Source organism: Devosia sp. P1_H9, assembly GCF_056405135.1.
The window spans coordinates 102,502-124,493 of sequence record NZ_JBFUCQ010000007.1 but is presented as its reverse complement, the minus strand read 5'-3'; the positions used below and the strand labels follow the sequence as shown (position 1 = coordinate 124,493).

General features: G+C 66.0%; 24 protein-coding genes and 1 pseudogene. 11 read left to right on the top strand and 14 right to left on the bottom strand.

The window, feature by feature from the left end; all coding sequences use genetic code 11:
• Positions 1–7 precede the first annotated feature (7 nt).
• The 7 genes and pseudogenes from AC1DYL_RS15450 to AC1DYL_RS15420 all read right to left on the bottom strand — a co-directional run bounded on the left by AC1DYL_RS15450 (position 8) and on the right by AC1DYL_RS15420 (position 4,927).
• A complete protein-coding gene (locus tag AC1DYL_RS15450) occupies positions 8–775 on the bottom strand; it encodes a nucleotidyltransferase domain-containing protein (RefSeq protein ID WP_477173845.1) in 768 nt (255 codons plus the stop codon).
• A gap of 238 nt (positions 776–1,013) precedes the next feature.
• A complete protein-coding gene (locus AC1DYL_RS15445; RefSeq protein WP_477173844.1) occupies positions 1,014–1,916 on the bottom strand; it encodes an SH3 domain-containing protein in 903 nt (300 codons plus the stop codon).
• Positions 1,913–2,422: a hypothetical protein gene (locus tag AC1DYL_RS15440; protein ID WP_477173843.1), complete on the bottom strand. Its 510-nt coding sequence runs from the start codon at positions 2,420–2,422 to the stop codon at positions 1,913–1,915. The genes AC1DYL_RS15445 and AC1DYL_RS15440 overlap by 4 nt, the downstream gene beginning before the upstream one ends.
• Before the next feature lie 118 nt (positions 2,423–2,540).
• Positions 2,541–3,437, bottom strand: a pseudogene (locus AC1DYL_RS15435) (aldo/keto reductase); the annotation flags it as partial.
• A gap of 37 nt (positions 3,438–3,474) precedes the next feature.
• Entirely contained in the window at positions 3,475–3,744 is a 270-nt protein-coding gene (locus AC1DYL_RS15430) for a DUF1127 domain-containing protein (protein WP_477173842.1), read from the bottom strand.
• A gap of 50 nt (positions 3,745–3,794) precedes the next feature.
• Positions 3,795–4,781, bottom strand: coding sequence for an aldo/keto reductase (locus AC1DYL_RS15425; protein ID WP_477158479.1), 987 nt, complete (start codon positions 4,779–4,781; stop codon positions 3,795–3,797).
• Complete coding sequence (locus AC1DYL_RS15420; RefSeq protein WP_477173841.1) at positions 4,778–4,927, bottom strand: YjiS-like domain-containing protein; 150 nt, start codon at positions 4,925–4,927, stop codon at positions 4,778–4,780. The genes AC1DYL_RS15425 and AC1DYL_RS15420 overlap by 4 nt, the downstream gene beginning before the upstream one ends.
• 192 nt (positions 4,928–5,119) lie before the next feature.
• On the opposite strand from AC1DYL_RS15420, the gene AC1DYL_RS15415 reads away from it, so the two are divergent.
• From AC1DYL_RS15415 to AC1DYL_RS15390, 6 genes are all read left to right on the top strand, one after another.
• A complete protein-coding gene (locus AC1DYL_RS15415) occupies positions 5,120–6,007 on the top strand; it encodes a LysR family transcriptional regulator (protein WP_477173840.1) in 888 nt (295 codons plus the stop codon).
• Between the two features lie 62 nt (positions 6,008–6,069).
• On the top strand, positions 6,070–6,603 hold the full coding sequence (locus tag AC1DYL_RS15410; RefSeq protein ID WP_477151590.1) for a response regulator: 534 nt from the start codon (positions 6,070–6,072) through the stop codon (positions 6,601–6,603).
• Positions 6,604–6,846: 243 nt separating this feature from the next.
• Entirely contained in the window at positions 6,847–8,016 is a 1,170-nt protein-coding gene (locus AC1DYL_RS15405; RefSeq protein ID WP_477173839.1) for an MFS transporter, read from the top strand.
• Positions 8,016–9,200: an MFS transporter gene (locus tag AC1DYL_RS15400; protein WP_477173838.1), complete on the top strand. Its 1,185-nt coding sequence runs from the start codon at positions 8,016–8,018 to the stop codon at positions 9,198–9,200. Before AC1DYL_RS15405 ends, AC1DYL_RS15400 begins: the two co-directional genes overlap by 1 nt.
• Positions 9,193–9,654, top strand: coding sequence for an MmcB family DNA repair protein (locus tag AC1DYL_RS15395; RefSeq protein ID WP_477173837.1), 462 nt, complete (start codon positions 9,193–9,195; stop codon positions 9,652–9,654). The genes AC1DYL_RS15400 and AC1DYL_RS15395 overlap by 8 nt, the downstream gene beginning before the upstream one ends.
• Positions 9,655–9,689: 35 nt before the next feature.
• Entirely contained in the window at positions 9,690–10,826 is a 1,137-nt protein-coding gene (locus tag AC1DYL_RS15390) for an MFS transporter (protein WP_477173836.1), read from the top strand.
• 3 nt (positions 10,827–10,829) lie between these two features.
• On the opposite strand, the gene AC1DYL_RS15385 is transcribed toward AC1DYL_RS15390, so the two are convergent.
• From AC1DYL_RS15385 to AC1DYL_RS15375, 3 genes are all read right to left on the bottom strand, one after another.
• Positions 10,830–12,500: an MBL fold metallo-hydrolase RNA specificity domain-containing protein gene (locus AC1DYL_RS15385; protein ID WP_477173835.1), complete on the bottom strand. Its 1,671-nt coding sequence runs from the start codon at positions 12,498–12,500 to the stop codon at positions 10,830–10,832.
• A gap of 41 nt (positions 12,501–12,541) precedes the next feature.
• Positions 12,542–13,093: an ActR/PrrA/RegA family redox response regulator transcription factor gene (locus tag AC1DYL_RS15380; RefSeq protein WP_055047327.1), complete on the bottom strand. Its 552-nt coding sequence runs from the start codon at positions 13,091–13,093 to the stop codon at positions 12,542–12,544.
• Between the two features lie 119 nt (positions 13,094–13,212).
• On the bottom strand, positions 13,213–14,535 hold the full coding sequence (locus tag AC1DYL_RS15375) for an ActS/PrrB/RegB family redox-sensitive histidine kinase (protein WP_477173834.1): 1,323 nt from the start codon (positions 14,533–14,535) through the stop codon (positions 13,213–13,215).
• Positions 14,536–14,658: 123 nt separating this feature from the next.
• Here AC1DYL_RS15375 and AC1DYL_RS15370 point away from each other — a divergent pair, with 123 nt between their 5' ends.
• Both AC1DYL_RS15370 and AC1DYL_RS15365 read left to right on the top strand, forming a co-directional pair.
• On the top strand, positions 14,659–15,108 hold the full coding sequence (locus tag AC1DYL_RS15370) for a DUF2852 domain-containing protein (RefSeq protein ID WP_477173833.1): 450 nt from the start codon (positions 14,659–14,661) through the stop codon (positions 15,106–15,108).
• Positions 15,109–15,203: 95 nt separating this feature from the next.
• Entirely contained in the window at positions 15,204–15,947 is a 744-nt protein-coding gene (locus AC1DYL_RS15365; protein ID WP_477173832.1) for a M48 family metallopeptidase, read from the top strand.
• A gap of 17 nt (positions 15,948–15,964) precedes the next feature.
• Here AC1DYL_RS15365 and AC1DYL_RS15360 read toward each other — a convergent pair whose 3' ends face one another.
• On the bottom strand, positions 15,965–18,133 hold the full coding sequence (locus AC1DYL_RS15360) for a transglycosylase domain-containing protein (RefSeq protein ID WP_477173831.1): 2,169 nt from the start codon (positions 18,131–18,133) through the stop codon (positions 15,965–15,967).
• 184 nt (positions 18,134–18,317) lie between these two features.
• Positions 18,318–18,587: a winged helix-turn-helix transcriptional regulator gene (locus AC1DYL_RS15355; RefSeq protein ID WP_477173830.1), complete on the bottom strand. Its 270-nt coding sequence runs from the start codon at positions 18,585–18,587 to the stop codon at positions 18,318–18,320.
• A gap of 23 nt (positions 18,588–18,610) precedes the next feature.
• On the opposite strand from AC1DYL_RS15355, the gene AC1DYL_RS15350 reads away from it, so the two are divergent.
• Positions 18,611–19,009 carry a zinc-binding dehydrogenase gene (locus AC1DYL_RS15350; RefSeq protein WP_477173829.1) on the top strand — a complete coding sequence of 133 codons (399 nt, stop codon included), beginning with the start codon at positions 18,611–18,613 and terminating at the stop codon, positions 19,007–19,009.
• 6 nt (positions 19,010–19,015) lie between these two features.
• Here the strand turns inward: AC1DYL_RS15350 and AC1DYL_RS15345 are convergent, their stop codons facing one another.
• Positions 19,016–19,918, bottom strand: a complete 903-nt coding sequence (locus tag AC1DYL_RS15345; RefSeq protein WP_477173828.1) for an AraC family transcriptional regulator — start codon at positions 19,916–19,918, stop codon at positions 19,016–19,018.
• A 187-nt stretch (positions 19,919–20,105) separates the two neighbouring features.
• On the opposite strand from AC1DYL_RS15345, the gene AC1DYL_RS15340 reads away from it, so the two are divergent.
• Together AC1DYL_RS15340 and AC1DYL_RS15335 are read left to right on the top strand one after the other, a co-directional pair.
• Entirely contained in the window at positions 20,106–20,240 is a 135-nt protein-coding gene (locus AC1DYL_RS15340) for a hypothetical protein (RefSeq protein ID WP_477151579.1), read from the top strand.
• Positions 20,233–20,607: an Atu4866 domain-containing protein gene (locus AC1DYL_RS15335; RefSeq protein ID WP_477173827.1), complete on the top strand. Its 375-nt coding sequence runs from the start codon at positions 20,233–20,235 to the stop codon at positions 20,605–20,607. The genes AC1DYL_RS15340 and AC1DYL_RS15335 overlap by 8 nt, the downstream gene beginning before the upstream one ends.
• A gap of 68 nt (positions 20,608–20,675) precedes the next feature.
• On the opposite strand, the gene rhaI is transcribed toward AC1DYL_RS15335, so the two are convergent.
• The gene (gene rhaI / locus AC1DYL_RS15330; protein ID WP_477173826.1) at positions 20,676–21,968 is read right to left on the bottom strand and encodes an L-rhamnose catabolism isomerase; all 1,293 of its coding nucleotides are present in this window, start codon (positions 21,966–21,968) and stop codon (positions 20,676–20,678) included.
• Positions 21,969–21,992: the final 24 nt, after the last annotated feature.

The window sequence follows — 21,992 nt, the reverse complement described above, 5'->3', positions numbered from 1 at the left end:
GCGGACCTCAGTTGCCGGGAGTGCTGGCAGCGATGCGTGCCTCCAGCGGCGCCTGCTGGCTGTAGCCATCGAAATGGTACCCGCCATGGCGCCCGAGCTCCGCCTCGGCCAGTGCGACGAGGGCGGTGGCGTTGCCGTGGACCGCCGCGCGGAAAGCCTCGTCGAAGCTGTCGGCGAGCTGGCTGTCGAGCCGTCGCAGCAGCCGTGGACCCCACTTGCCTACGCCGCTCCACGCTCCGCGCCCCAGCAGCATCAGGTCGATCAGCCTGGGATAGAGGTGTGCCGCGATGGCGGCGATCTCGGCAACCGGCCGCTCTCCCTTGAGGTCATCCACCAGGTCGCTGGCCATGTAGCGCATTGTATCGTAGGCGGGCCCGGCAAGCGGGAGAGGGCCCTTCGCGAGTGCTTCTGCCGCGCTGATCCGGATCGGCTCGGCGAGAGCGCGGTTGGGGCCGATGACCACGCCTGAAGCCACCATATTGGCCATGATTGGACGACCGCCCTCGATGTCCTTGTCCTGGTAGTAGGCGAGCGTCTCGGGATCGTGGACGAACACCTCGACCGGGAAGCCATCCTCGATGAACGATTCCCGCCAGGCGCGTTCGAGGCGGCGGAACACGACGACCAGGTCGATGTCCGAGCCTGTAGTGCCCTGCCCGCGCATGATCGATCCGGTGACGAAGGCGCAGGCCGCGCCGCCGTATCGGTTGGAGAGGGCCTTCTCGGCTACGGCAAGCGCGCGGTCGGCGATGGCTTTGTTGTGGTGCTCGTTCACGGCGATGTCCTTCTTGGTTGGGACACGTCGGGACCAAGAAAAACCCCGCTCGTATCCGGGCGGGGTTGGTCTGCGCAGTCAATGAACAGGGCTAGTTCATGCGCCAACCGACCACCGCGGCACGGTGGTGGTAGAGGTGGTCGAGGCTGCCTGGTTCCTGCTCATGGCCGGAGCGTAGCCTAGGCGAGCGGGGCCGTCAAAGCTGGCGCTCGCCGGCGGCCCCTTCGTCCCGCCAAAATCACTGTGCGGCGAGGCGCTGCTCGATCATCGACGCATTGTTGTCGAGGTTCTTGCGGTTCACGCCGTCGATCGCCTCGGTCGCGAGTGGACCGGCATAGCGCTCGTAGGCGGCACTGACCCGGTCGTTAAGGGCCTTGGCGCCCTCGAGGTTGCCAGCGTTGATCATCTCCGGAATCAGCGAATAGAGCCGCAATTCCCATCGATCGTATTCGGTCAGTGCCTGGCGAATATCCGGGATGCGCAGAAACGGCTCGAATGAGCCCTTGGTTTCCCGACCCTCGTCGACTGCGGTCACGATCTCGCGCAGCCGGTCCACCAGCTCGGGCTGCAACCCCCACGGGCTGAGGCCCAGTCCGTGGATCGGCCGCACCTTGGTGAACAGGTAGTACGAACCGGCAAACCACCCGCGCAGCCCCCTGAGGTGGGACTTGGTCCACTTCTCGTCGGCACTTTCAATCAGCTTGACCCATTCCTGGCAGCCGAACAACGCGCGGAACGCGCTCTTGATGTCGCTCGGCTGCGTATGCCAGCAGAGGGCATCCGCCTTGTCGGCGTCATTGAGCGTGAAGTTGTACCGGTAGACCCGCACCGGGATCTTCTTGCCCGAGTAGGGGGTGAAGACGAATGCCGGAATACTGGTGCTGTTCTGATTGTCCCACTCGATGGTGAGGCTTACCGGCAAGTCATCGACAAGCCCCGGCGTGAAGGCAATCGGCCCGGAACTGGCATCCTTGGTGAACGCCATCGAGATCTCGTCGCCGCCCGACGAAACGTAGGCGCCCTTGGCAATTCCCGAGGGCTCCACATAGACCATCAGCTGAACCGAAGCGTCCTCGGCGTAAGCGGCGGTGGCCATGGTTGCGGCGAGCGCCAACAGTCCAAGCTGCGCAAGTGACCTCATGGTTGTTTCCCCAGCGTCTGGCCGATCAGCAGCATCATCACGATGCCCAGGTTGCTGGCGACATCCCGGAACAGCGTCGGCAGCCCGGCGTACCGCGCCTTGATCTCGACCGATTGGAACGCATCCAGCAGGCTGGCGGCGAGCAATGCGGCGATGGTGCCCAGCAGCGGCACGAGAAACAGCCAGGCGGCCACCCGTCCGTTGCGCAGCATGCTGAAGTTTGCGCCGAGGAACAGCGCGGCCAGCGGCAGCACCAGCTTGTGCAAGACCTCCAGCACGCTGCCCTTGGCGCTGGCCAGCGGGTTGACGAACTCGATCAGTGCGTTCGTGTCGATCACCGGCTTCGCCCCGGCGGGCCCCGATGCAAGCTGCAGGATGAAGTCTGTCACCAACACCACCGGCAAGGCGGCGTAGACGGTGATCAGTGCCGCCAGCACAAACAGCTGCTGGCGGCCCTGCAACCGCGCGAAACCCTGTGCATCGCCCGCGTCCAAGTCCTGTGCCATGGCTGACCCTCCCCTTGGCGGAACACTACCCGCGAGGGCGGAGCTTGAGGTGAGGGTTACTACGTGCGCAGTTTCGCGTGTCGGGTTGGACAATCCGCCGACACGCCCGACGTTCGCCTCAGGCCGGCAACCTGGCCAACCCGAGACCGTCGATCGCAGCGATCTGTGCCGGCTCGAGCGGGCCCTCGCGTTCGGCACCCAGCGCGTCCGCGAGTTCGTCGCGGTTCTTGACCCCGAGCACCAGTGTTTCGACCCCGGCCATGCCCAGCGCATAGCGATGTGCGATGATGGCTGGGTCGGCGCCCCATCTTGCACAGAGGTCGCGGAAGGGCGCGGCGCGGCGAAAATCCTGCATGTCGCGATCGTCGGCCCGCAACTCACGGTCGAAGCTGTTGGTGAGGGCGCCAGCCTGCACCGGGCGGATCGCCATTACACCCACTCCGTTGGTGTGTGCCGAGGCGATGATCTCGCGCGATCGCGATGGTGTCCTGAGGCCGGTGAGGCCGCCCGGGCTGTCCATCAGATTGGCCACCGCCTGCACGGCATCCGGACGCGGCGTGTGCGCGAGCGCATCGAGGATGGTCTCGGGAACGCTGACCCCGGTGATGCCCCAGCCGCCGATCAGCCCCTCGCGCCTCAGGCGTTCGAAGGCCGGCACTACGGCATCGCGATAGCTCGACCAGCTGGTGGCGATTTCGGCGCGACGCTCGTCCTCCGCCGGGTAGACAAATTCGTCGGCGCAGATCTGGTTGTGGAGGAAGAACAGGTCGACCCGTTCGAGCCGCATGGCCTTGAGGCTCGCCTCCAACGACGCACGGAAACGTGGATAGACCTGGTCATCCGGGATGGTGCCGATGCCGCATTTGGTGGTGACTTTTACCCCCTCGGGCACCCGCCCCTCGAAGGCCTCGCCGATCAGCGCCTCGCAGATCTTGTAGCCGGGCGCGGCGTCGATCAGGTCGATCCCCTCGTCGACCGCCATTCGCAGCGTGGCGATCCCCTCCTCGCGGCTGGTCGGACCCCAGMCCGTCGGGCCGTCGCTCCACTCTGGTTCAGCTCATGCTCGGCACAGGGCCGCATTCGCTGCCCTTTCGGCCGAGCGATGGCGGTCGTGCCGTGCTCGCGGCTACCACAGCCGGTCGACTGGCCTCGGCCGCCAGCGTCGCATGGGCAACGACGATCCCGGTCCGGGAAATCTGCGGGATCAGTTCCCGCTCGATGCCCATATCAGCCAGCAGGCGGTCATCGAGCCCCTGCAGTCGTTCGATGCCGGACTGGATACGTGCCCAGGACATTATGCGTTCAATGAGAGTGTCGAACATTTGGTTCTCCTTCATCGACGCGAGGGGCGGTCGTTGCTGATCGTCTCGCATCAGGCCAGTTCCCGCGAAAGCAGGGCACTGATTTCGGCCATCGCGGCCGGGGGGAGCGGGCCCTTGTCGAGCGCGCCCAGGTTGTCGCGGATCTGTGCCTCGGTCTTGAACCCGGGGATCGGGATGGTCTGCGGCGATCGCGCCAGCACCCAGCCGAGGGCGCCCTGCGCGATCGTGCGGCCGCCGCTGGTGAGCACGTCGCGAATGGCATCGAGCTTCCGCAAGGACTCCGCCGACGGCCGCCCATCCTTGAAGTCGCGCACCCAGCTATGCCCGGCGCCCCGCACATCGTCCGTCGACACGCGCGACTGCGCGGTGAACTTGCCGGTGAGGAACCCCATGGCAAGCGGCGACCGGATCAGGTTCGGCAGCCCATGCTTGTCGCACAGCGCCACCATTTCCGGGCCGTCGCGGAACACATCCAATCCCTGCTGCACCGCCTTGAAGTGCGGGAAGTGCAGCACCCTCGACACGGCTTTCGCGTCATCGGTACTCCAGCCCCAGGCGGCGATGTCGCCGGACTCGGCGCGGCGCTCGAGGGCCGGTGCCAGGCGGTCCATCGCTTCGGCCGAGGCATCGCCAACATGCAGCTGGTAGAGGTCGATGCGATCGCGCTTCAACCGCTTGAGCGAGGCATCGAGCGCCAGCTCCATGTAAACAGGCGTGACGTCTGTGCCCGTCAGCTCGCGCTTCGCCCGGTCATGGGTGAAGCCGAACTTGGTGGCGATCACCACGTCCGGACGGTTGCCGAACGCTTCGCCCAGCACCTCCTCGCTGTGGCCGGTGCCATATGCATCGGCCGTGTCGAACAGGCGGGCGCCGAGCTCGTGGGCCAGCGTCAAGGCCCTCAGCGACTGGTTGTCGTCGATCTCGCCCCAGCCATCGTTGCGACCGTCCATCTTGAACGGGCCGCCAATGGCCCAGCAGCCGATGCCGATGCGCGGGACCTCGAGCCCGTTCCAGATGCGTAGCGTCGTCGGGCTCATTTCTCACCCGTCCGTACGCTGTGGGCGATGCAGCCGCGCTCGATGCCGAGATCGGCCAGCAAGACATCGTCCAGCTGCTTGAGCCGCTGGATGTCGCGGCGGATACGTGACCATTCGGCCAGGCGGCGTGACAGTGTTCCGAGCATTTTCCTTCTCCTTCATCAGCGCAAAACATCTCGTCCCTCGGCAACTCGGGGTGAACTGCCGAAACCAGACTGTCGCTTTGCGGCTTGGCGGAAAGTCACTGTTGCTTCAGTGCCTTCCTGAGACCCATACTTGCTCATTCCGGGCTTGAAGCGATACAATCAGCTTCGCAACGGGCTTTTCAGGAATGAAAAATGAGCGTCGGTGAAGCAATCTCCTGGGACGACCTGCGGCTGTTTCTCGATGTGGCGCGGCTGGGCGGACTGAGTGCCGCGACCGCCACCACCGGGCTCAGCGCCGCCACCCTCGGGCGCCGGGTCACCGCCCTCGAGCAGCAGATCGGCGAGCCGCTCTTCGTGCGCCGGCAGACCGGCTACCAGCTGACCCTGGCCGGCGAGGAGCTGCTGGCTCGCGCCCAGGATGTCGAAGCCGCTATGCAGGAGCTGAAGCGCTGGCGCGACGGCACGGTGGGCGAGAAGATCGTCCGCATCTCGGCCGGGACCTGGACCTCGGCGTTTCTCTCCCGGCATATCGGTGAGCTCTGGCACGTAGACGACAACATCCGGGTCGAACTCGCCACCGCCTACGGCAAGCTCGACATCGGGCGTCGCGCCGCCGACCTGGGGCTACGGTCGGAGCGGCCGGTGGAGCCCAATCTCGCCGGCCGGCAGATCGGCCGCGTGGCGCATGCGATCTATTCCGGCCTCAATCTGATCAACGGCATAAAGGCGGGACTGTTTGTCGGCATCACCGGCGAGGCGGCAAACGTCGCTTCGGCCCGCTGGCTGATGGCCCACCACGGCGACCGGATCGGGGTGCGCGGCAACGATGTGCAGAGCGTGCGCGAACTGGTGGCAGCCGGCGCCGGGCTCAGCGTCTTTCCCTGCTTCGTGGGCGACAGCGACCCGCGGCTGGTGCGGGTGGCGACGCCGATCGCCGAACTCGAGACCGAGCAATGGCTGGTCTCGCACCACGAGGACCGCCACCGGCCGGAAGTGCGGCTGGTTGCCGACCGGATCGCCAAGCTGATGCGCGAGCATGGCCCGCTGTTCAAGGGCGAGCGGCGCCTCCCGCCGTCTTAACCTCGCGGCAAGCGGCGCGGGCCGATACTCCGCGCGGGAATGCAATCGTGGAGTGCCTGAGGATGCGGGCCTGTGCCTATGTGGTCGGCCCGCCGGATGGCCCCGGCGCAGCGCTGGCGGATCTGGCGCGCGGACTGGGTTTCCCGATCGTGCAAACTTATGCGGGGCTGGCCGCGGCCGAGACCCAGGCGCAGCAGACGCCACTGCTGTTCTTCCTCTTCGCCGCGGTCGATGACGTCGCCGGGCTGAAGGCCGTGGCGGATGCTATCCGCTTCTCGCCCAGCCGGCGCATCCGCTTCTCGCCCATGGTGTATTTCTCCGAGAGCCCGCTGGTCGAGGCGATCAAGACCTGCGTCGAGATGGGCTTCGACGACGTGCTGACCCTGCCGTTCACGCAACAGCGGGTGACGGCACGGCTCGAGCGGCTGGTCGAGCACACCCAGGTGTACTTCGAGACCGCCGACTATCTCGGCCCCGACCGCGGGGCGCAGCGGACTCATAGCCGGTCCGGCAGCCAATACCGCAGGCTCGAGATCATCCGCTCCCCATCGCGCGGCGTGAGCGTGATGCGCGATGAGATGCAGGTGGCGATTTAGTTCATCCGGGCGATCTCACACCCACCGACGTCATTCCCGCGAAGGCGGGAACCTAGTGGGATGCTGCATCGCCAGCAGATGTCGAGAGATCGCACTGGGTCCCCGGCTTCGCGCGGATGACGCCAGTGGCTGGGCGCCAGCGGGTAGTCGTCCGGCACCAACACCCCCATCACAAAGCCTAACTTGCCCAATTGAACCGATTTAACTAGGGTCGCCCGCGTTTCTTTCCGCGAGTTCCCCACCATGAGATTCGGTATCGAGTTGCCGCCGCAGCAGCGGGTGTATGGCGGCTTCTTCATCTATTCGTTCTGCATGGGGAGCCTGCCGCCGCGCCTGCCGGATATCCAGCGCGCCATGGGCATCGAGGAGGGAGCGCTTGGCCTCGGGCTGATCGGCGCGGCGCTCGGCACGCTGATTTCGCTGAGCTTTGCCGGACCGCTGCTCGACCGTTTCGGTTATCGCCGCGCCATCCTGACGCTGATCCCGCTGCTGGCGCTGGGCTATGCCCTGGCGTCGTTCGCCACCGGGCCGATCGCCTTTTTCCTGCTCCTGGTACCGGTCGGGCTGGTCATCGGCGGCATCGAGATCATCCTCAACCTCGAGGCGGACCGCACCGAGCACATGATCGGGCGGCGCATCATGAACCGCTCGCACGCCTTCTGGAGCTTTGGCTTCTTCTCGGCCGGCATCGTCAGCGCGGCGATCGCGCAGACCGGGCTGAGCGTGCAACTGCATCTGCTGCTAATGGTGCCGGTGGTTATCGCCGGCGTGGCGCTGCTGCTCGGCCGCTTCACCCCAGCGCCGCACCGCACCGGCGGCTCGACTGACGAGGCACCACGTTTTGCCGCGCCCACCCTCGCCATCATGATCCTCGTCGCGGTGACCCTCTCCGCCATGATCATGGAGGGCGCCGGCATCGACTGGTCGGCGATCTACATGCGGGACGAATTCCAGGTGTCGCCGTTCCTCGCCGGGTTCGCCGTGGCGCTCGGCGCCTTCACCCAGGCGGCGACGCGATTCTTCGCCGATCCGTTCGTCGAGCGCTACAGCCCGACCATCGTCTCGCGGGTGCTGCTCAGCGTGCTCGGCGTTGGCGCGGTGATCGTGTTCTTCTCACCGGCCGATTGGCTGTCGCTGGTCGGCTTCGGGCTGATGGGCGTCGGCACCTCGGTGATCTTCCCGCTCGCCATGTCGGCGGCGGCGCAGCGGACCGACCGGCCGGCGGCGAGCAATGTCGCCTCGCTGGCGCAGATTTCCTTCGTTGCCTTCCTCTTCGGGCCGCCGCTTCTGGGCTATGTTGCCGAGCATTTTGGTATCCGCTGGTCCTTCGGTATCGGCGTTCCTTTGGTTATTCTAAGTCTGGTTTTCGCCGGGGCGCTGGGCGTCAAGCCGATCCGGCATGAGGTTGATTGATGTTTAGTTTGAAGCCGCATCAGCGGGTCTATGGGATTTTCTTCGTCTTCGCGTTGTCGATGGGGGCGCTGCTGTCGCGCCTGCCCGATCTGCAGCGCTCGCTGAAGCTCACCGAGGGCCAGCTCGGCCTGACGCTGATCGCCATGTCGGTCGGCGCGCTCTGCGGGCTGACCTTTTCAAGCCCGCTGATCGAGAAATACGGCGCCCGCGCCACCGCCTTCGTCACGGTTTTCGGCGCCTCGCTGATGTATGCGATCGTGCCGTGGATCCCCTCGGCGATCTTCTTGATCCCGATATTCTTCATCGCCGGGCTGTTCGCCGGGGCGCTGGAGATCAACGTCAACCTCGAGACCGACCGGCACGAGGCGCAGCTCGGCACCCGCATCATGAGCCGCGCGCATGGTATGTGGAGCCTCGGCTTCTTCGTCACCGCGTTCATTTCGGCCGGCGTGCGCCAGGCCGGCGTATCCGTGCACATGCACACCTTCCTTGCGCTGGTCGTCGTGGTGATCGCCGGGGTCTTCGTATTCTCGAAGATCGAGAACGCTCCGGCGCGCGCCGATAGCCACGATGGCAAGATGCCGCTCGTTGCCTTCCCGACCGTCGGGTTGTTGCCGCTCTGCCTGATCGGCGCGGCGCCGCTGCTGGTCGAGGGCGCCGGCATCGACTGGTCGGCGATCTACATGCGCGACGTGTTCGACGTGCCGCCGTTCGTCGGCGGGCTGTCGATCACCATCTTCTCGCTGTTCATGGCGCTGGCCCGGCTGTTCATGGATCCGGTGGTCGAGCGCTACAGCCCACGGGTCGTTGCCGGTGCGTTGCTCGGCATCGCCGCCATCGGGCTGATCACCGTCGGCGTCGCGCCGCACCCCTATGTGGCGCTGTTCGGCTTCATGCTGATGGGGCTCGGCTGCTCGTCGGTCTATCCGCTGGCGGTCTCCGCGGCGGCGCAACGTACCGACCGTCCGGCTTCGGTCAATGTGGCGTCGCTCGGGCAGATGACATTCGTGGTGTTCTTCCTCGGGCCGCCGCTGCTCGGCTTCGTCGCCCAGAGCTTCGGCATCCGGATCTCGTATTTCGTCTGCGTGCCACTGATCATCGCGGCGCTGCTGGTGATCCGGGCGCTGTCGCCCAAGCCGACGCCGCTGCTGGCTGAACCGGAGCCGGCCACGCCCCGTGGCTGAGCTGCCGCCGATCGTCGATCTCAGGCAATCGCCGACGGCGCTCAGGGTGCAACGCGGGGTGATGAGGTTCCTGCGCAACGCGCATGATTTCTCCTGCTACGCCGAGGTGCCGCTGGCCAATGGCCGGCGCGCCGACGTGCTGGCGGTGGGGCCGAAGGGCGAGATCTGGATCGTCGAGATCAAGTCGTCGCTGATCGACTTCCAGGTCGATCGCAAGTGGCCGGACTACAAGGAATTCTGCGACCGCTTCTTCTTCGCCAAGCCGCCGGAACTCGACCCCGACATCTTCCCGGCGGGCGAGGGGCTGATGGTGGGCGACGGGCATGACGCGGCGATCCTGCGCATGGCGGAGGAGACGCCGCTGCCTCCCGCCCGCCGCAAGGCCATGCTGCTGAAGCTGACGCGACTCGGCGCCGACCGCATCCACGTCCTGATGGATCCCAATGACCTCTGACGGCCGGTGGCCACGGACTTGCTGAAAGCGCCCCGGTGAAACTGCCCCAGCCGATCGTCATCGTGTTCTTCCTCCATGCGCTGGCGCAGGGCGGCATGTTCAGCCGTATCCCCGACATGCAGCTGGCGCTTGGGCTCAACGAGGCGGAGCTCGGCATTGCCCTGCTCGGCCAACCGGCAGGGGCGATCGTGACCTTCCTGTTCGCCAGCCTCGTGGTCGAAAAACTCGGTACCCGGGCGATCATTCTCACGACTATCCCGCTGCTGGGGCTGGTACTGGTCGGCATCGCACTGGCGCCGAACCTGCTGGTCATGTGGCTCGGCTTCGTGGTGTTCGGCGCGGTGTTCGCGCTCAGCAATATCTCGATCAATGTCGAGGCCGACCGGGTAGAGGCGGCGGCGGGCCGGCGGCTGATGAACACCTGCCACGGCATCTGGAGCGTCGGCCTGCTGACGTCGTCGCTGATCGGCACGGCGATGCGCGGCGCCAATGTGGCACCGGCCGTGCACTTTGCCATCATCCTGGTGCCGGTGCTGGTCGGGCTGGCGCTGTTCGCCTGGCCGATGCAGGCGGCCCCGGCGCGGCCGCATGCCCAAACCACTAAGGGCTTCCGTATCGCGTTACCGACGACGATGACGCTGCTGTTGCTCGGCTATGCGGTGGCGGCATCGCTGCTCGAGGGCGGCCTGCGCAACTGGTCGGTGATCTTCATGCGCGACAGCTTCGTCGCGCCGGACTGGGTCGATACGCTGACACTCCCGGCCTTCATGACGGCGCAGTCGATCGGCCGGCTGCTGGGCGATCGCGGGGTCACGCGCTGGGGTCCGGTGCGGCTGGCGCGGGCGCTGACGCTAACGGCGCTGGTAGGGCTGTTGCTGGTGGTGTTCTCGCCTAACCTGATCGTGGCGCTCGTTGGCTTCACGCTGATCGGCTTCGGCGTTTGCGTGTCGTTTCCGCTCTCCACCTCGGCGGCGGCGCGGCTGGGCGACCGCCCGGCCTCGGAGAATGTCGCGGCGCTGACCATGAGCCAGCAGATGCTGCTGCTCTTCACGCCGGCGATCATGGGGTGGATCGCCACCGTGGCGTCGATCCGGGTGACATTCGCCGTGCTGCTGCCACCACTGCTGCTGGCATTCTACCTGGCCCGGTATCTGGCGCCGCGGAAGGGCTGACGGCTACTCCCCGCTCGGCTCCCCGTGCACCACGGGGGCGTTGCCCGCCTGGGTCTTCATCGGCAGTGGCGGGGTCACCGGGCCGGTGCCGGCGAGCGTCGCCTTCAGCGAGTCCATCACGGCGATGCGCCATGCATCGCTTGGCGCGTCCTGCAGCTGGTGGCTCAGATCGATGATGAAGCTGGCATAGGCGTTGTGCCAATCCGCGGTGATTTGCGTCATGTCGACGCGGCGCTCGGCCGGACGCTCGACGCCGGCAACGCCGTCCGCACGCAGGTCGAAGGCGTCGTCGAGCAGCGGCATCAGCACCTGGTCGGTCGCCAGCCCGTCATCATGCATCAGCGCCGCCTTGAGCGCGGCGCGCTCCTCGTCCTCGCCGTGGGTCAAGAAGATCGCGCCATGTGCCGGCAGGCGCTTGGTCACCCAGGCGACGAGTTCGGAGTGATCGGCGTGTGCCGAGTAGTTGCCGAGGCTGCGGACATGGGCGCGCACCGGCACCAGCTCGGAATGGATCCGCACCTCCTTGGCGCCGGACTGGATGATCTGGCCGAGCGTGCCCGGCGCCTGGTAGCCGACGAACAGCACGGTGGCGTTGGAGCGCGGCAGGTTGTTGCGCAGGTGGTGCTTGATCCGCCCGGCGTCCGCCATGCCGGAGGCCGACATGATGATGGCGCCGCCACGGATCGAGTTGATCGCCTTGCTCTCGTCGACGCTCTCGACGATGCGGAAGCGGGAATCGTTGAACAGCTCGTCGGCGCTCAGCTCGACGTCGTCGAACATGGCGGCGTACTTGCGATAGACGGCGGTGACCTTTGAGGCCAGCGGGCTATCGAGGAAGACGAGGCTCGGGCTGATCTCGCCGGTCTTGATCAGGTAGCCGATGTCATGCAGTAGCTCCTGGCTGCGCTCCACCGCGAAGGTCGGGATGACGAGATTGCCACCGCGTGCGAGCGCCTCGTTTATCTCCTTCTTCAGCGATTCCTGGCGCTGCTTGAGGGTGTAATCCTCGCGCTCGCGGCCGCCATAGGTGGATTCCGAGAGGATGTAGTCGTAGCCGGCGGGGGCATCCGGGGCTTCCCAGAACACCTTCACGTCGGGGCCGAGATCGCCCGAGAACAAGATGCGAATGGCCTTGCCGTCGCTGTCCTGCACCTCGACTTCGATGGAGGCGGAGCCGAGGATGTGGCCAGCGTTCCAATAGCGGGCGCGAACGCCCGGGCCCGGGGTGATCCACTCTTCGTATTTGACGCCCTTGCGCAGCTTCAGCGCCTCGTTGGCGTCTTCCATGATGTAGAGCGGCTGGAACGGTTCCTCGGCGCGGCGGGTGCGCTTTCTGGTCTCGCGATCCGCCTCGCTCTCCTGGATACCGGCGGCGTCGGGGAGGAGATATTCAAGCAAGCCGTTGGTCGGCTCGGTGGCCCAGATGGGCTTCCGATACCCCATATGCGTCAGCCGCGGCAGCAGCCCCGCGTGGTCGATATGGGCGTGCGTGAGCAGCAGGAAGTCGATCGCCTTGGGATCGAACGGGAATGGCTTGTAGTTGAGATCGCGGACGGTCTTGTTGCCTTGGAACATGCCGCAATCGACGAGGAACTGGCCCTTGGGGTGCACCACCCGGTAGCATGATCCCGTAACGGTGCCCGACGCCCCGTGGAAATGTAGCGTGACGGTCATCGTGGCCTCCCGGGCGAACTATCTGATCTCAGTGTGACAGGTTATTTCGGCGCGCGCTTGGCGAGGATGCGCTGCAGCGTGCGGCGATGCATGTTGAGCCGGCGTGCCGTCTCCGAGACATTGCGATCGCAGAGCTCGTAGACGCGCTGGATATGCTCCCAGCGCACCCGGTCGGCCGACATCGGATTTTCGGGCGGCTCGGGCGGCTTGTTGCCGGTGGCGAGGAGGGCATTGATCACGTCCTCGGCGTCGGCGGGTTTGCTGAGATAGTCCACTGCGCCCAGCTTCACCGCGGTAACGGCAGTGGCAATGTTGCCGTAGCCGGTGAGGACCACCGCGCGGGCATCCTCGCGCTTCTGGTGCAGCGCCGCGACCACATCAAGGCCGTTGCCGTCCTCGAGCCGCAAGTCCACCACGGCATAGGCCGGGGGTGCCTCGGATACCGCGGCGAGGCCGCCGGCTACGGTGTCGGCGATCCGGACATCGAAGCCACGTTTCTGCATCGCCCGCTCGAGGCGGGTGAGGAAGGTCTTGTCGTCATCGACCAGCAGCAAGGTACGGTCGGCCGCAAGGAGTTCATCGACTGTGCTCATCGCCGCCTCATGTAGGGTCTTTTGGTGAAAAGGTCAAAAATACGGAGGGACGCACAATCGGTATCTACCCGCCTGCGCGGGAATGACGCCGGTGGGGAACGCAAGCATTCGCGCCTCACTCACACCTGCTCGATTGCCGCGCGCGGCCAGATGAGCCGCACCTGCGCATGGCCGTCCGCAGCCTCGTTCTCGAAGCTGAGCTTGGCGCCGGTACGCTCCAATAGAGTCTTGGAAATGAAGATGCCCAGCCCGAGCCCGCCCGGCTCGCCGCTGTCCGCGTTGCGCGGCCGCGTGGTGAGATAGGGCTCGCCCAGCCGGGTGATCAGGTCCGTCGGAAAGCCTGGGCCATCATCGGTGATGGTGACGGTGACCGCCTGCTTGTCCCAGCTGGCCTCGACCAGCACGGCGCGCTGCGCGAACTGCGCCGCGTTGTCGATCAGGTTGCCGAGACCGTAGAGCAGTCCCGCGTTGCGGCGGATCACCGGCTCCGTGCCGGCACCCTTGCCGGTGCGAACCGAGATCACCTTGCCGCCGCCTTCGAGCGGTTTGATCACCTCGGCCAGCAGCGCCGAGACCGGCACCGCGGCGAACGGGTCGCCTGGCGTTTCGCGCAGGCTCCTGAGCTTGCCGAGGATTTCTCGGCAGCGCGCCGCCTGCGACATGATCAGTTCGATATCCTCGCGCACCGGGCCGGCCGGTACCTCGTCGCGGATTTCGCGCGCGGCGAGCGCGATGGTGGAGAGCGGCGTGCCGAGCTCGTGCGCGGCGGCTGCCGCCAGCCCATCCAGCGCGCTCAACTGCTCATGCCGCGACAGCGCCAGCTCGGTGGCGGCGAGCGCGTCGGCGAGCTGGCGTGCCTCGTGCGCCACGCGGTTGGTATAGCCGGCGATGAAGATGGTGCCGCAGATGATCGAGACCCAGATGCCGATGACATAGACGCGGTCGAAGACGATGCGCGAGTCAGGATCCCAGGGCAGGTCGAAGTGGAACACCGAGAGGAGGGAGGCAAGGACGATGGCCAGCGTCGCAAGGATCACCGTCGAGCGCTGCGGCAGCGTCGTCGCCGATACCGATACGGGCGCCAGCAGCAGCAGCGAGAACGGGTTCTGCAGCCCGCCGGTCAACGCCAGCAAGGCGGCCAGCTGAAACAGGTCCCAGCCAAGATGCACCGTCGCGACGGTGGGCGACGGCCGGTAGCCCTCGCCCAGCCGGAACACCAGCCACAGGTTGAGCAGCACCGATAGCCCGATCAGCATCAGGCACTGGGTCAGCGGCAGCGGAAAGCTGAGCCCGAAGGCGACGAACAGCACGCCGATGGTCTGCCCGGCGATCGCCAGCCAGCGCAGCCCGACCAGCGTCGCGAGCCTGAGAGGGCGCCAGTTACCCGGCAGGATCGCCGCCGAGGAGTCCGCCAATGCCATGAAATCATCCTTTCCGGGCATGTCGTTTCCGCCCGCATGGGAAGTCTAGCATGGCATTTCAAGGGCAAAAATGCGCGGGCGAAACGCTTGACCCCCAGTCCGGTGGGACCACATCGGAGCTGTTCGTGACTGGGAGAAAGTCCAATGCACTCTGCGATTATCAAACCGCAATGGGGCCCGTTGACCATAGCTTTGATGGTCCTGGGCTTCGTCATCTGGTGGCCGCTCGGCCTCGCCGTTCTCGCCTACATCCTGTGGGGCGAAATGTTCGGCGGCTCGGCGGACAAGGCTCAGGGGTTCGTCAATCGATCCCGCGCCTGGGCCGAAAACTGCGGTCCCCGCGCCAACGGGTACCGTCACCACGGCTTCCGCAATTCGAGCGGCAACGCCGCGTTCGACGACTATCGCACCGAGCAGCTCAAGCGCCTCGACGAGGAGCGCCGCCGGCTCGACGAAGAGGTCAACGCCTTCCACGAGTACATGCGTAACCTCCGCATGGCCAAGGATCGCGAAGAGTTTGACCGCTTCATGCGCGAAAAGAACGGTAACCGCCCGAACTACGGCGGCGACCAGAACAACGGGACGAACGTCTAGTTCCCTCCCGCTTATTGTCCTCCTGACGACTGGCGCCCCCTTGCGGGGCGCTTTTTTGTCGTCGGGGATCAGTTCGAATCAGCGATGATCGGCCCATGAACTTCCTGTTCCCCGCCAAGGCGCCGAAGGTGCCGGCCGCGACCACGCTCCTCATCGACGATGAGCCGGTCGAGATCACGGTGAAGGTGAGCCCGCGGGCGCGGAGCTATCGCCTCACCGTGCCGCATCACGGCAACCCGGTGCTGACGCTGCCCAAAACCGGACGCTGGCCGGAAGCCGAAGGCTTCCTCAACCGCCATCGCGGCTGGCTGGCGGCGCGGCTGAAGCGTAGCGCACCCCGCACCGCCTTTGCCGATGGCGAGGTGGTGCCGCTGCGCGGCGTCCCCCACCGTATCCACGCCACCGGCCGGCTGCGTGGCCGCGTGGAAGTGTCCGAGATCGATGGCGAGCTGTCGCTGCTGGTGCCGGGCGAAGCGGCACATATCCCGCGCCGGCTGACCGAATGGCTGAAGGCCGAGGCCCAGCGCGACCTGGCGGTGCGCTCCGACGTGCATGCGGCGGCGCTCGGGGTAGAGGTCAAATCGGTAGCGATGCGCAGCCAGGCCACCCGCTGGGGCTCTTGCTCCTCATCGGGCAAGCTCAACTACAACTGGCGGCTGATCCTCGCCCCGCCATTCGTGCTCGACTATGTCGCCGCCCACGAGGTGGCCCATCTCGTCCACATGAACCACTCGCCGAGCTTCTGGAAAACCGTCGAGAAGGCGCTGCCCGACATGACCAAGGGCAAGGCCTGGCTCAAGGCCCACGGCAAGGTGCTGATGGGGTACGGGCTGGAGTAGCTCCAGCCCCGGGGGCCTCAGCCCCCGAAGATATCGCCCAGGAGATCCACCAGTGTCCGCCTTGGCCGTTCGGTCTGCTGCTGTTCCATGGGCTGCAGCTGCTGCTGTTCCGTGCCAGGCTGGGTCATGGCGCCCGGCAGTTCGGCAACCGGAATGCCCTCGTGGGCCTTGGTCATGAACTGGCTCCAGATCTCCACCGGCACGTTGCCGCCAGAAAGCTTGGTGCCCACGTCGTCGTCGTTGCCGAGCCAGACGCCTGCCACCATGCGCGAGGTGTAGCCGACGAACAGCGCGTCGCGGGCCTTCTGGCTGGTGCCGGTCTTGCCGGCCATCGGCCAGCCGTTGAGCTGGGCCCGCTTGCCGGTACCGATTTCCACCGCCGCATGCAGCATGTCGTTCATTTCGGCAACGATATTGGGCTCGATCACCCGGCCCGGCCCGGCGGCGACAGCGTCATACAGCACCTTGCCGTCTGCCGTTTCGATGCGGGTGATGACATTGGCGATGACGCCGATGCCGCCATTGGCAAACGGCGCATAGGCCGCCGTCAGCTCGAGCAGCGAGACTTCCTGCGTGCCGAGCGCGATCGAGGGCACCGCCTGCAGCGGCGAGGAGATGCCCATGCGCATGGCGGCTTCCACCACCTTGTCGGGGCCGACATCGTTGGCGAGCAGCGCCGAGACGGTATTGCGCGACAGCGCCAGCGCCTGGCGCAGGGTCATGTCGCCGCCATACTTGCCGTCGGCATTCTCCGGCTTCCACCCACCGATATCGACCGGGCCGTCGGTGGCGATGGTGTCGGGCGTATAGCCCTTCTCCATGCCGGCCAGGTAGACGAACGGCTTGAAGGTTGAGCCCGGCTGGCGGCGCGCGGTGACGGCGCGGTTGAACTGGCTCTGCTGGTAGTCGACGCCGCCGACCAGCGCACGCACCGAGCCATCGACGTCCATGGCCACCAGGGCGCCCTGGGTGAACTTCATCTCGGCGCCGTGGTTGGCCACGGCTTCCTTCACCACGAACTCTGCTTCCTTCTGCAGGTCCCAGTTGATCGTGGTGTGAACGATCACGTCCTGTTTCACTTCGCCGAGATACGCGGTCATCAGGCTCTCGACCCAGTCGGCGACGTAGGATTCGCCGCCCACCACCTTGGTGCGCACCGTCTGGTTGGGGTCGATCGCGGCCGCCTTGCTCTCGGCCGGCGTGATGTAGCCTTCTTTGGCCATGGCGGCGAGCACCAGGCCCTGGCGGGTCTTCACCGCGTCGGAATTGCCCTGCGGGTTGAGTCGCGACGGCGCCTGCAGCGAGCCGGCGAGTATCGCCGCTTCGCCGAGTGACAGGTTGCGCGCCGATTTGCCGAAATAGCGCTGCGACGCCGCCTCGATGCCGTAGGACTCGTGGCCGAAGAACATGCGGTTGAGGTAGAGCTCGAGGATGTCGTCCTTGGAGTAGTTCTGCTCGAGCCAGACGGCGAGCAGCGCTTCCTGCACCTTGCGGCCCAGCGTCTGGTCGGGGGTGAGGAAGAGGTTCTTGGCCACCTGCTGGGTGATGGTGGAGGCACCGCGGGTGACTTCACCGGCCTGGACGCTTTCGAGCGCCACGGAGACAAGGCCGACCACGTCGATGCCGAAATGGTCGTAGAAGCGTCGGTCCTCGATGGCGACGAACGCCGCCGGCACATAATAGGGCAGCTCGCGCAGCGATACCGCTTCGCCGCCGGTCTTGCCGCGGTTCGAGATCAGCTGGCCGTTGGCCGCGACGATGCGGATATTGGCGGCGCGGTCCGGCACCTTCCAGGTGTCGGACGAGGGCAACTGCACAGCGTAATAGACCACCACTGCGCCCAGGGCGAGGGCGCCCCAGATGCCGAGGATGAAGAGCCAGGAGATGAGCTTCCAGATGACGCCGAACAGCGTCAGCGGCCGCCGCTCGCGCCGGCCGCCACGGGTCTTCTTGGCCTTCGGCGCACGTCCGCCCGGGGCCTTGCCGCGCGGCGCGCGGGTGCTGCGCTCGTCGTCGACGCGAATGTCGCCATCATCGAAACCCGGTTCGATGCGGGCGCCGCGGGCGACCTTTTTCGCTGGTGCGGGTCGATCCGAACGCGTGCCCTTCTTGGGCGTGGCGCCGACGCGGTCTTCCGGCGAAACGTGAAAGTCCATGTAAAGGGCCCCGGCATTCTTTCTGCGCATGGCGAGTGTCCGGAAGCCGGTCCCCTGTCGAGGGGCGGCACGCGGACGCCATTGGGCATCCGACCGTCTCGCCAAGCCCAAGCCAACCCGAAATTCCAGTCTGGATTCCAAGTCTTCGGCCAGCGCGGTCCCCTTGGCTATCCAGTCTAAATGTGGCCGGTTTATGTGGGCTTAAGCAGGCTGGTTATGCACTGTTGCGGGTGAGAGACAGGTCGATCGCACGCAAGTCCTCGAGGCTGCCGACATGCGGATCGCCGCCGGCATCGTAGCCGGACCGCGCCGCTTCAATGCCGCGGCGGTTGTCATGCACCCAGGCCGAAAGCGCCTTGAGCGTCGGATGGAGGCTGCGGCCCATCTCGGTGAGTTCGTAATCCACCCGTGGCGGCACGGTGGGGTAGATGGTCCGCTTCACCAGTCCGTCGCGCTCCAGCCCCTTCAGCGTTAGTGTCGCCAAAGTTCTGCAGGCGTACGGCCTTCATGGGTTGGTCCTTTTCGCGGGGTGGGAGGGAAGCCGCTGCCGCGTCGCTCGGCGTCGAGACCTTCACCCTCGGCAGCACGCCGGCGCAGAAGTTCGATGGGGCGGTCGACACCGAGGGCGGCGAAATCGCCGGGTCACTGTTCGGACTGGTCAAGGATGGCGGCACCGTCGCCGCAATCGCCGGGCTGCCCGAGAGCGCTCCGACCGATGGCAAGGTCAACGCTGTCGGCGTCTATGGTACCGCCGACGCTGCCGATCTCGCCGTGCTGCTCGATGCGGCGGCCAAAGGCGATCTCAGCATCCCGGTCGGCAAGCGCCTGCCGCTCGCCGAAATCGGCGAAGGCCACGGGCTCTATGCCTCGGGTCAGGCGGGCGGCAAGATCGTCTTCGTGCTCTGACGAACGTCAGCCGGCCGAGGTGAGGTCGCCAGTCTTCAGGCGCGCCACATCCCGCAGCGGTGGCGCGCCGAAGGTGCGGGCGTACTCGCGACTGAACTGGCTGGGGCTGTCGTAACCGACGCGGTGGCCGGCGGTCGCCGCGTCGAGCGCTTCCGACAGCATCAGCCGACGCGCTTCCTGCAGCCGCAGCTGCTTCTGGTACTGCAGCGGGCTCATCGCCGTCACCGCCTTGAAATGGAAATGCAGCGCCGAGGGGCTCATCCGCGCCTCGATGGCCACCGTCTCGATGGCAAAGCTGTCGCGGAAGTTGGACTTGATCCAGCCGATGGCGCGATTGACCTGCTGCAGCCGGCTCTCGGCCAGCGCGATCTGTTGCAGCTTGGTCGCCTGGTCGGAGCGCAGCAGCCGGTAGAGGATCTCGCGCTTGATCATCGGGCCCAGCACCGCGAGGTCCTGCGGCCGTTCGAGCAGCTTCACCAGCCGGATGGCCGCATCGAGCAGTTCGGGCATGATCGGGCTGACCGTGACGCTCGGCTCGGCATCGGCTGCCGCGGCTGCGGTCACGCCGCCGACCTCGATCAGCAGCGCGCCGATCTCGGCGGCATCGAGTTCCAGCTTCACGCAGAGGTACGGCTCCTCCGGCGTCGCTTCGACCACCTGGCCGATCACCGGCGTATCGACCGAGACGACGAGGAAGTTCGACGCGTCGTAATTCATCACCCGATCACCGGCGATGACGCGCTTTCGCCCCTGCGCCACGATGCACAGCGCCGGGTGGTGCACGGCATGCATCGGCTCGGACGGATGCGAGATCCGCACCAGCGACATGCCTTCGATCGGCGTTGCCTGAATACCATCGGACGTTGCGAACTGTGCAATCGCCGCTTTGAGTTCGTCCATGCGATCCATGGCCAATTCCTTCATTCTGCGTGCGAGATACATAGCAGTTCGCGTGCACGAGTCACCATCGATCACGACGTTTTGGAGGATTGTGCAATCACTCTGGAGGATCGGTCTACCGCTCCGGGGCTCCCGTGAGCGATATAGCTGTCACCGCGGATGGACGAACATCGGCGGCAGAAAGCGAGGACCCCAAATGAACATCGATCTTTCCAACATCGCCCGGACCCTGCAGCCCGCGGCCATCCTCGCCATCACCAACAAGCTTCTGAAGCAGGTGAACGCGACGCCGCGGCGGCCCCGCCGCGAGCGGCGGAGCATGAATGGCTAGGCGCCGGATCGTCGCGACGTTCGCCGGCGCGGTGCTGATCGCCGCGCTTGCGCTGGTCGCAGGCATCACCTTCGGCCTGCCACAGGCAGGCCGGCACACCGCCGCCGCTTATGGAGTTTCACAGATGCACACCAAGCACGACTACATCGGGCTGTGGGTCACCGAGGACGGCGAGATCCGCCAGGCGCTCCTGCCCAATGGCCGCTACATCGAAGCCCGCGGCCATCTCGAGGTCGCCTATCAGGGCGACTATCGCATCGAGGGCGACCACATCGAGTATCGCGACGACACCGGCTTCTCGGCCGATGGCGATTTCATCGGCGGCGTGCTCTATCACGCCGGCATGGTGATGTACGCGCGGGACTGACCCGGTCCCGCGCTGCAACGAAAAAAGGCCCGCCAACCGGCGGGCCTTTGCTTTTCGAGGTGGTCGAACTAGACGATGCCGCCGCCACCCGCAGCAACCGCCGGGCGGACGGCCGCGACGCGCTGGCGATACCCAGCCCTGCGATAAGCCGCGATCGGGTCGATCGCCCCGTTCGCATCGAGACGGGCCTTGGCGAGGATCGGTTCGACATCGGTGCGGAACGCCGTCTTCAGCGTCTCCGACGCCATCAGCGCGTCGTCGCTCTGCTGGTATCCCTCCAGCGCGTTGCGGTCGACCAGCAGCGCCAGCGCATAGGCGCGCCGCACTTCGTTGGCTGAGCGGATCAGCGACTCGATCGGGTCGGTGACATTGTGGCTCTGGTCCAGCATGTGCGCCGGCTCGAACCCGTCGGCCTTGCGCAGCTCGGCATCGACCAGTTCGTTGAACACCAGGAACAGCCGGTACGGGTCGATCGAGCCGGTGTCCAGGTCGTCGTCACCGTATTTGCTGTCGTTGAAGTGGAAGCCGCCAAGCTTCTTGAACTGGATCAGCCGGGCAACGATCATCTCGATGTTGACGTTCGGCGCATGGTGGCCGAGGTCGACGAGGCACTGCGCCTGGTCCCCGAGTTCGGTGGCGATCAGGTAGTTGGTGCCCCAGTCCTGCACCACCGTCGAGTAGAACGCCGGCTCGTACATCTTGTGCTCGGTGAAGAGCTTCCAGTCAGCGGGCAGGTCGGCGTAGATCGCCTTCATGGCGTCGAGATAGTACTCGAACACCTTGGTGAAATTGACTTGGCCGGGGAAGTTCGAGCCGTCGCCGATCCACACCGTCAGCGCCTTCGAGCCGATGGTCTTGCCGATCTCGATACACTCGAGATTGTGCTCGATCGCCTGCTGGCGAGTTTCCTTGGCGTAGTTCGCGAGCGAGCCGAAGCGGTAGGAGTGCTTCTGGCCCGGCGCATCGGAGAAAGTGTTGGAGTTCATCGCATCGAACCCCAGCCCGAAGCGCGAGGCCGCCTGCTTCAGCCGGTTGGCATCGGCCTTATCCCACGGAATATGCAGCGAGACATTCGGCGTGGCGCGGGTCAGCTGGTTGATCACCGAGCAGTCCTCGAGCTTGTCGAAGATGTCGCGCGGCTCGCCGGTGCCCGGGAACTTCGCAAACCGCGTGCCACCGGTGCCGACGCCCCAGGAGGGGACGGCGACGGTGAAGGCGCTGACCTTCTTGAGAATCGCGTCGATATCGATGCCACGCCGGCTGAGTTGCTCGCCGAGATGCGCGTAGTCCGAGTCCAATGCCTTACGGTTGGCATCATTGGTCTGGTCGACCACGGACTGGTCGATGAGTTGGTCGGTCATGCTTCCTCCCTAAGCGCGCTGACG

Coding starts and splice junctions, on each gene's coding strand:
- AC1DYL_RS15440 (WP_477173843.1), bottom strand. CDS start 2,422: ATGGCACAGGACTTGGACGCGGGCGATGCACAGGGTTTCGCGCGGTTG.
- AC1DYL_RS15445 (WP_477173844.1), bottom strand. CDS start 1,916: ATGAGGTCACTTGCGCAGCTTGGACTGTTGGCGCTCGCCGCAACCATG.
- AC1DYL_RS15365 (WP_477173832.1), top strand. CDS start 15,204: ATGAACTTCCTGTTCCCCGCCAAGGCGCCGAAGGTGCCGGCCGCGACC.
- AC1DYL_RS15430 (WP_477173842.1), bottom strand. CDS start 3,744: ATGTTCGACACTCTCATTGAACGCATAATGTCCTGGGCACGTATCCAG.
- AC1DYL_RS15350 (WP_477173829.1), top strand. CDS start 18,611: ATGGGTTGGTCCTTTTCGCGGGGTGGGAGGGAAGCCGCTGCCGCGTCG.
- AC1DYL_RS15360 (WP_477173831.1), bottom strand. CDS start 18,133: ATGCGCAGAAAGAATGCCGGGGCCCTTTACATGGACTTTCACGTTTCG.
- AC1DYL_RS15370 (WP_477173833.1), top strand. CDS start 14,659: ATGCACTCTGCGATTATCAAACCGCAATGGGGCCCGTTGACCATAGCT.
- AC1DYL_RS15420 (WP_477173841.1), bottom strand. CDS start 4,927: ATGCTCGGAACACTGTCACGCCGCCTGGCCGAATGGTCACGTATCCGC.
- AC1DYL_RS15415 (WP_477173840.1), top strand. CDS start 5,120: ATGAGCGTCGGTGAAGCAATCTCCTGGGACGACCTGCGGCTGTTTCTC.
- rhaI (WP_477173826.1), bottom strand. CDS start 21,968: ATGACCGACCAACTCATCGACCAGTCCGTGGTCGACCAGACCAATGAT.
- AC1DYL_RS15335 (WP_477173827.1), top strand. CDS start 20,233: ATGGCTAGGCGCCGGATCGTCGCGACGTTCGCCGGCGCGGTGCTGATC.
- AC1DYL_RS15405 (WP_477173839.1), top strand. CDS start 6,847: ATGAGATTCGGTATCGAGTTGCCGCCGCAGCAGCGGGTGTATGGCGGC.
- AC1DYL_RS15410 (WP_477151590.1), top strand. CDS start 6,070: ATGCGGGCCTGTGCCTATGTGGTCGGCCCGCCGGATGGCCCCGGCGCA.
- AC1DYL_RS15385 (WP_477173835.1), bottom strand. CDS start 12,500: ATGACCGTCACGCTACATTTCCACGGGGCGTCGGGCACCGTTACGGGA.
- AC1DYL_RS15375 (WP_477173834.1), bottom strand. CDS start 14,535: ATGCCCGGAAAGGATGATTTCATGGCATTGGCGGACTCCTCGGCGGCG.
- AC1DYL_RS15345 (WP_477173828.1), bottom strand. CDS start 19,918: ATGGATCGCATGGACGAACTCAAAGCGGCGATTGCACAGTTCGCAACG.
- AC1DYL_RS15400 (WP_477173838.1), top strand. CDS start 8,016: ATGTTTAGTTTGAAGCCGCATCAGCGGGTCTATGGGATTTTCTTCGTC.
- AC1DYL_RS15425 (WP_477158479.1), bottom strand. CDS start 4,781: ATGAGCCCGACGACGCTACGCATCTGGAACGGGCTCGAGGTCCCGCGC.
- AC1DYL_RS15380 (WP_055047327.1), bottom strand. CDS start 13,093: ATGAGCACAGTCGATGAACTCCTTGCGGCCGACCGTACCTTGCTGCTG.
- AC1DYL_RS15340 (WP_477151579.1), top strand. CDS start 20,106: ATGAACATCGATCTTTCCAACATCGCCCGGACCCTGCAGCCCGCGGCC.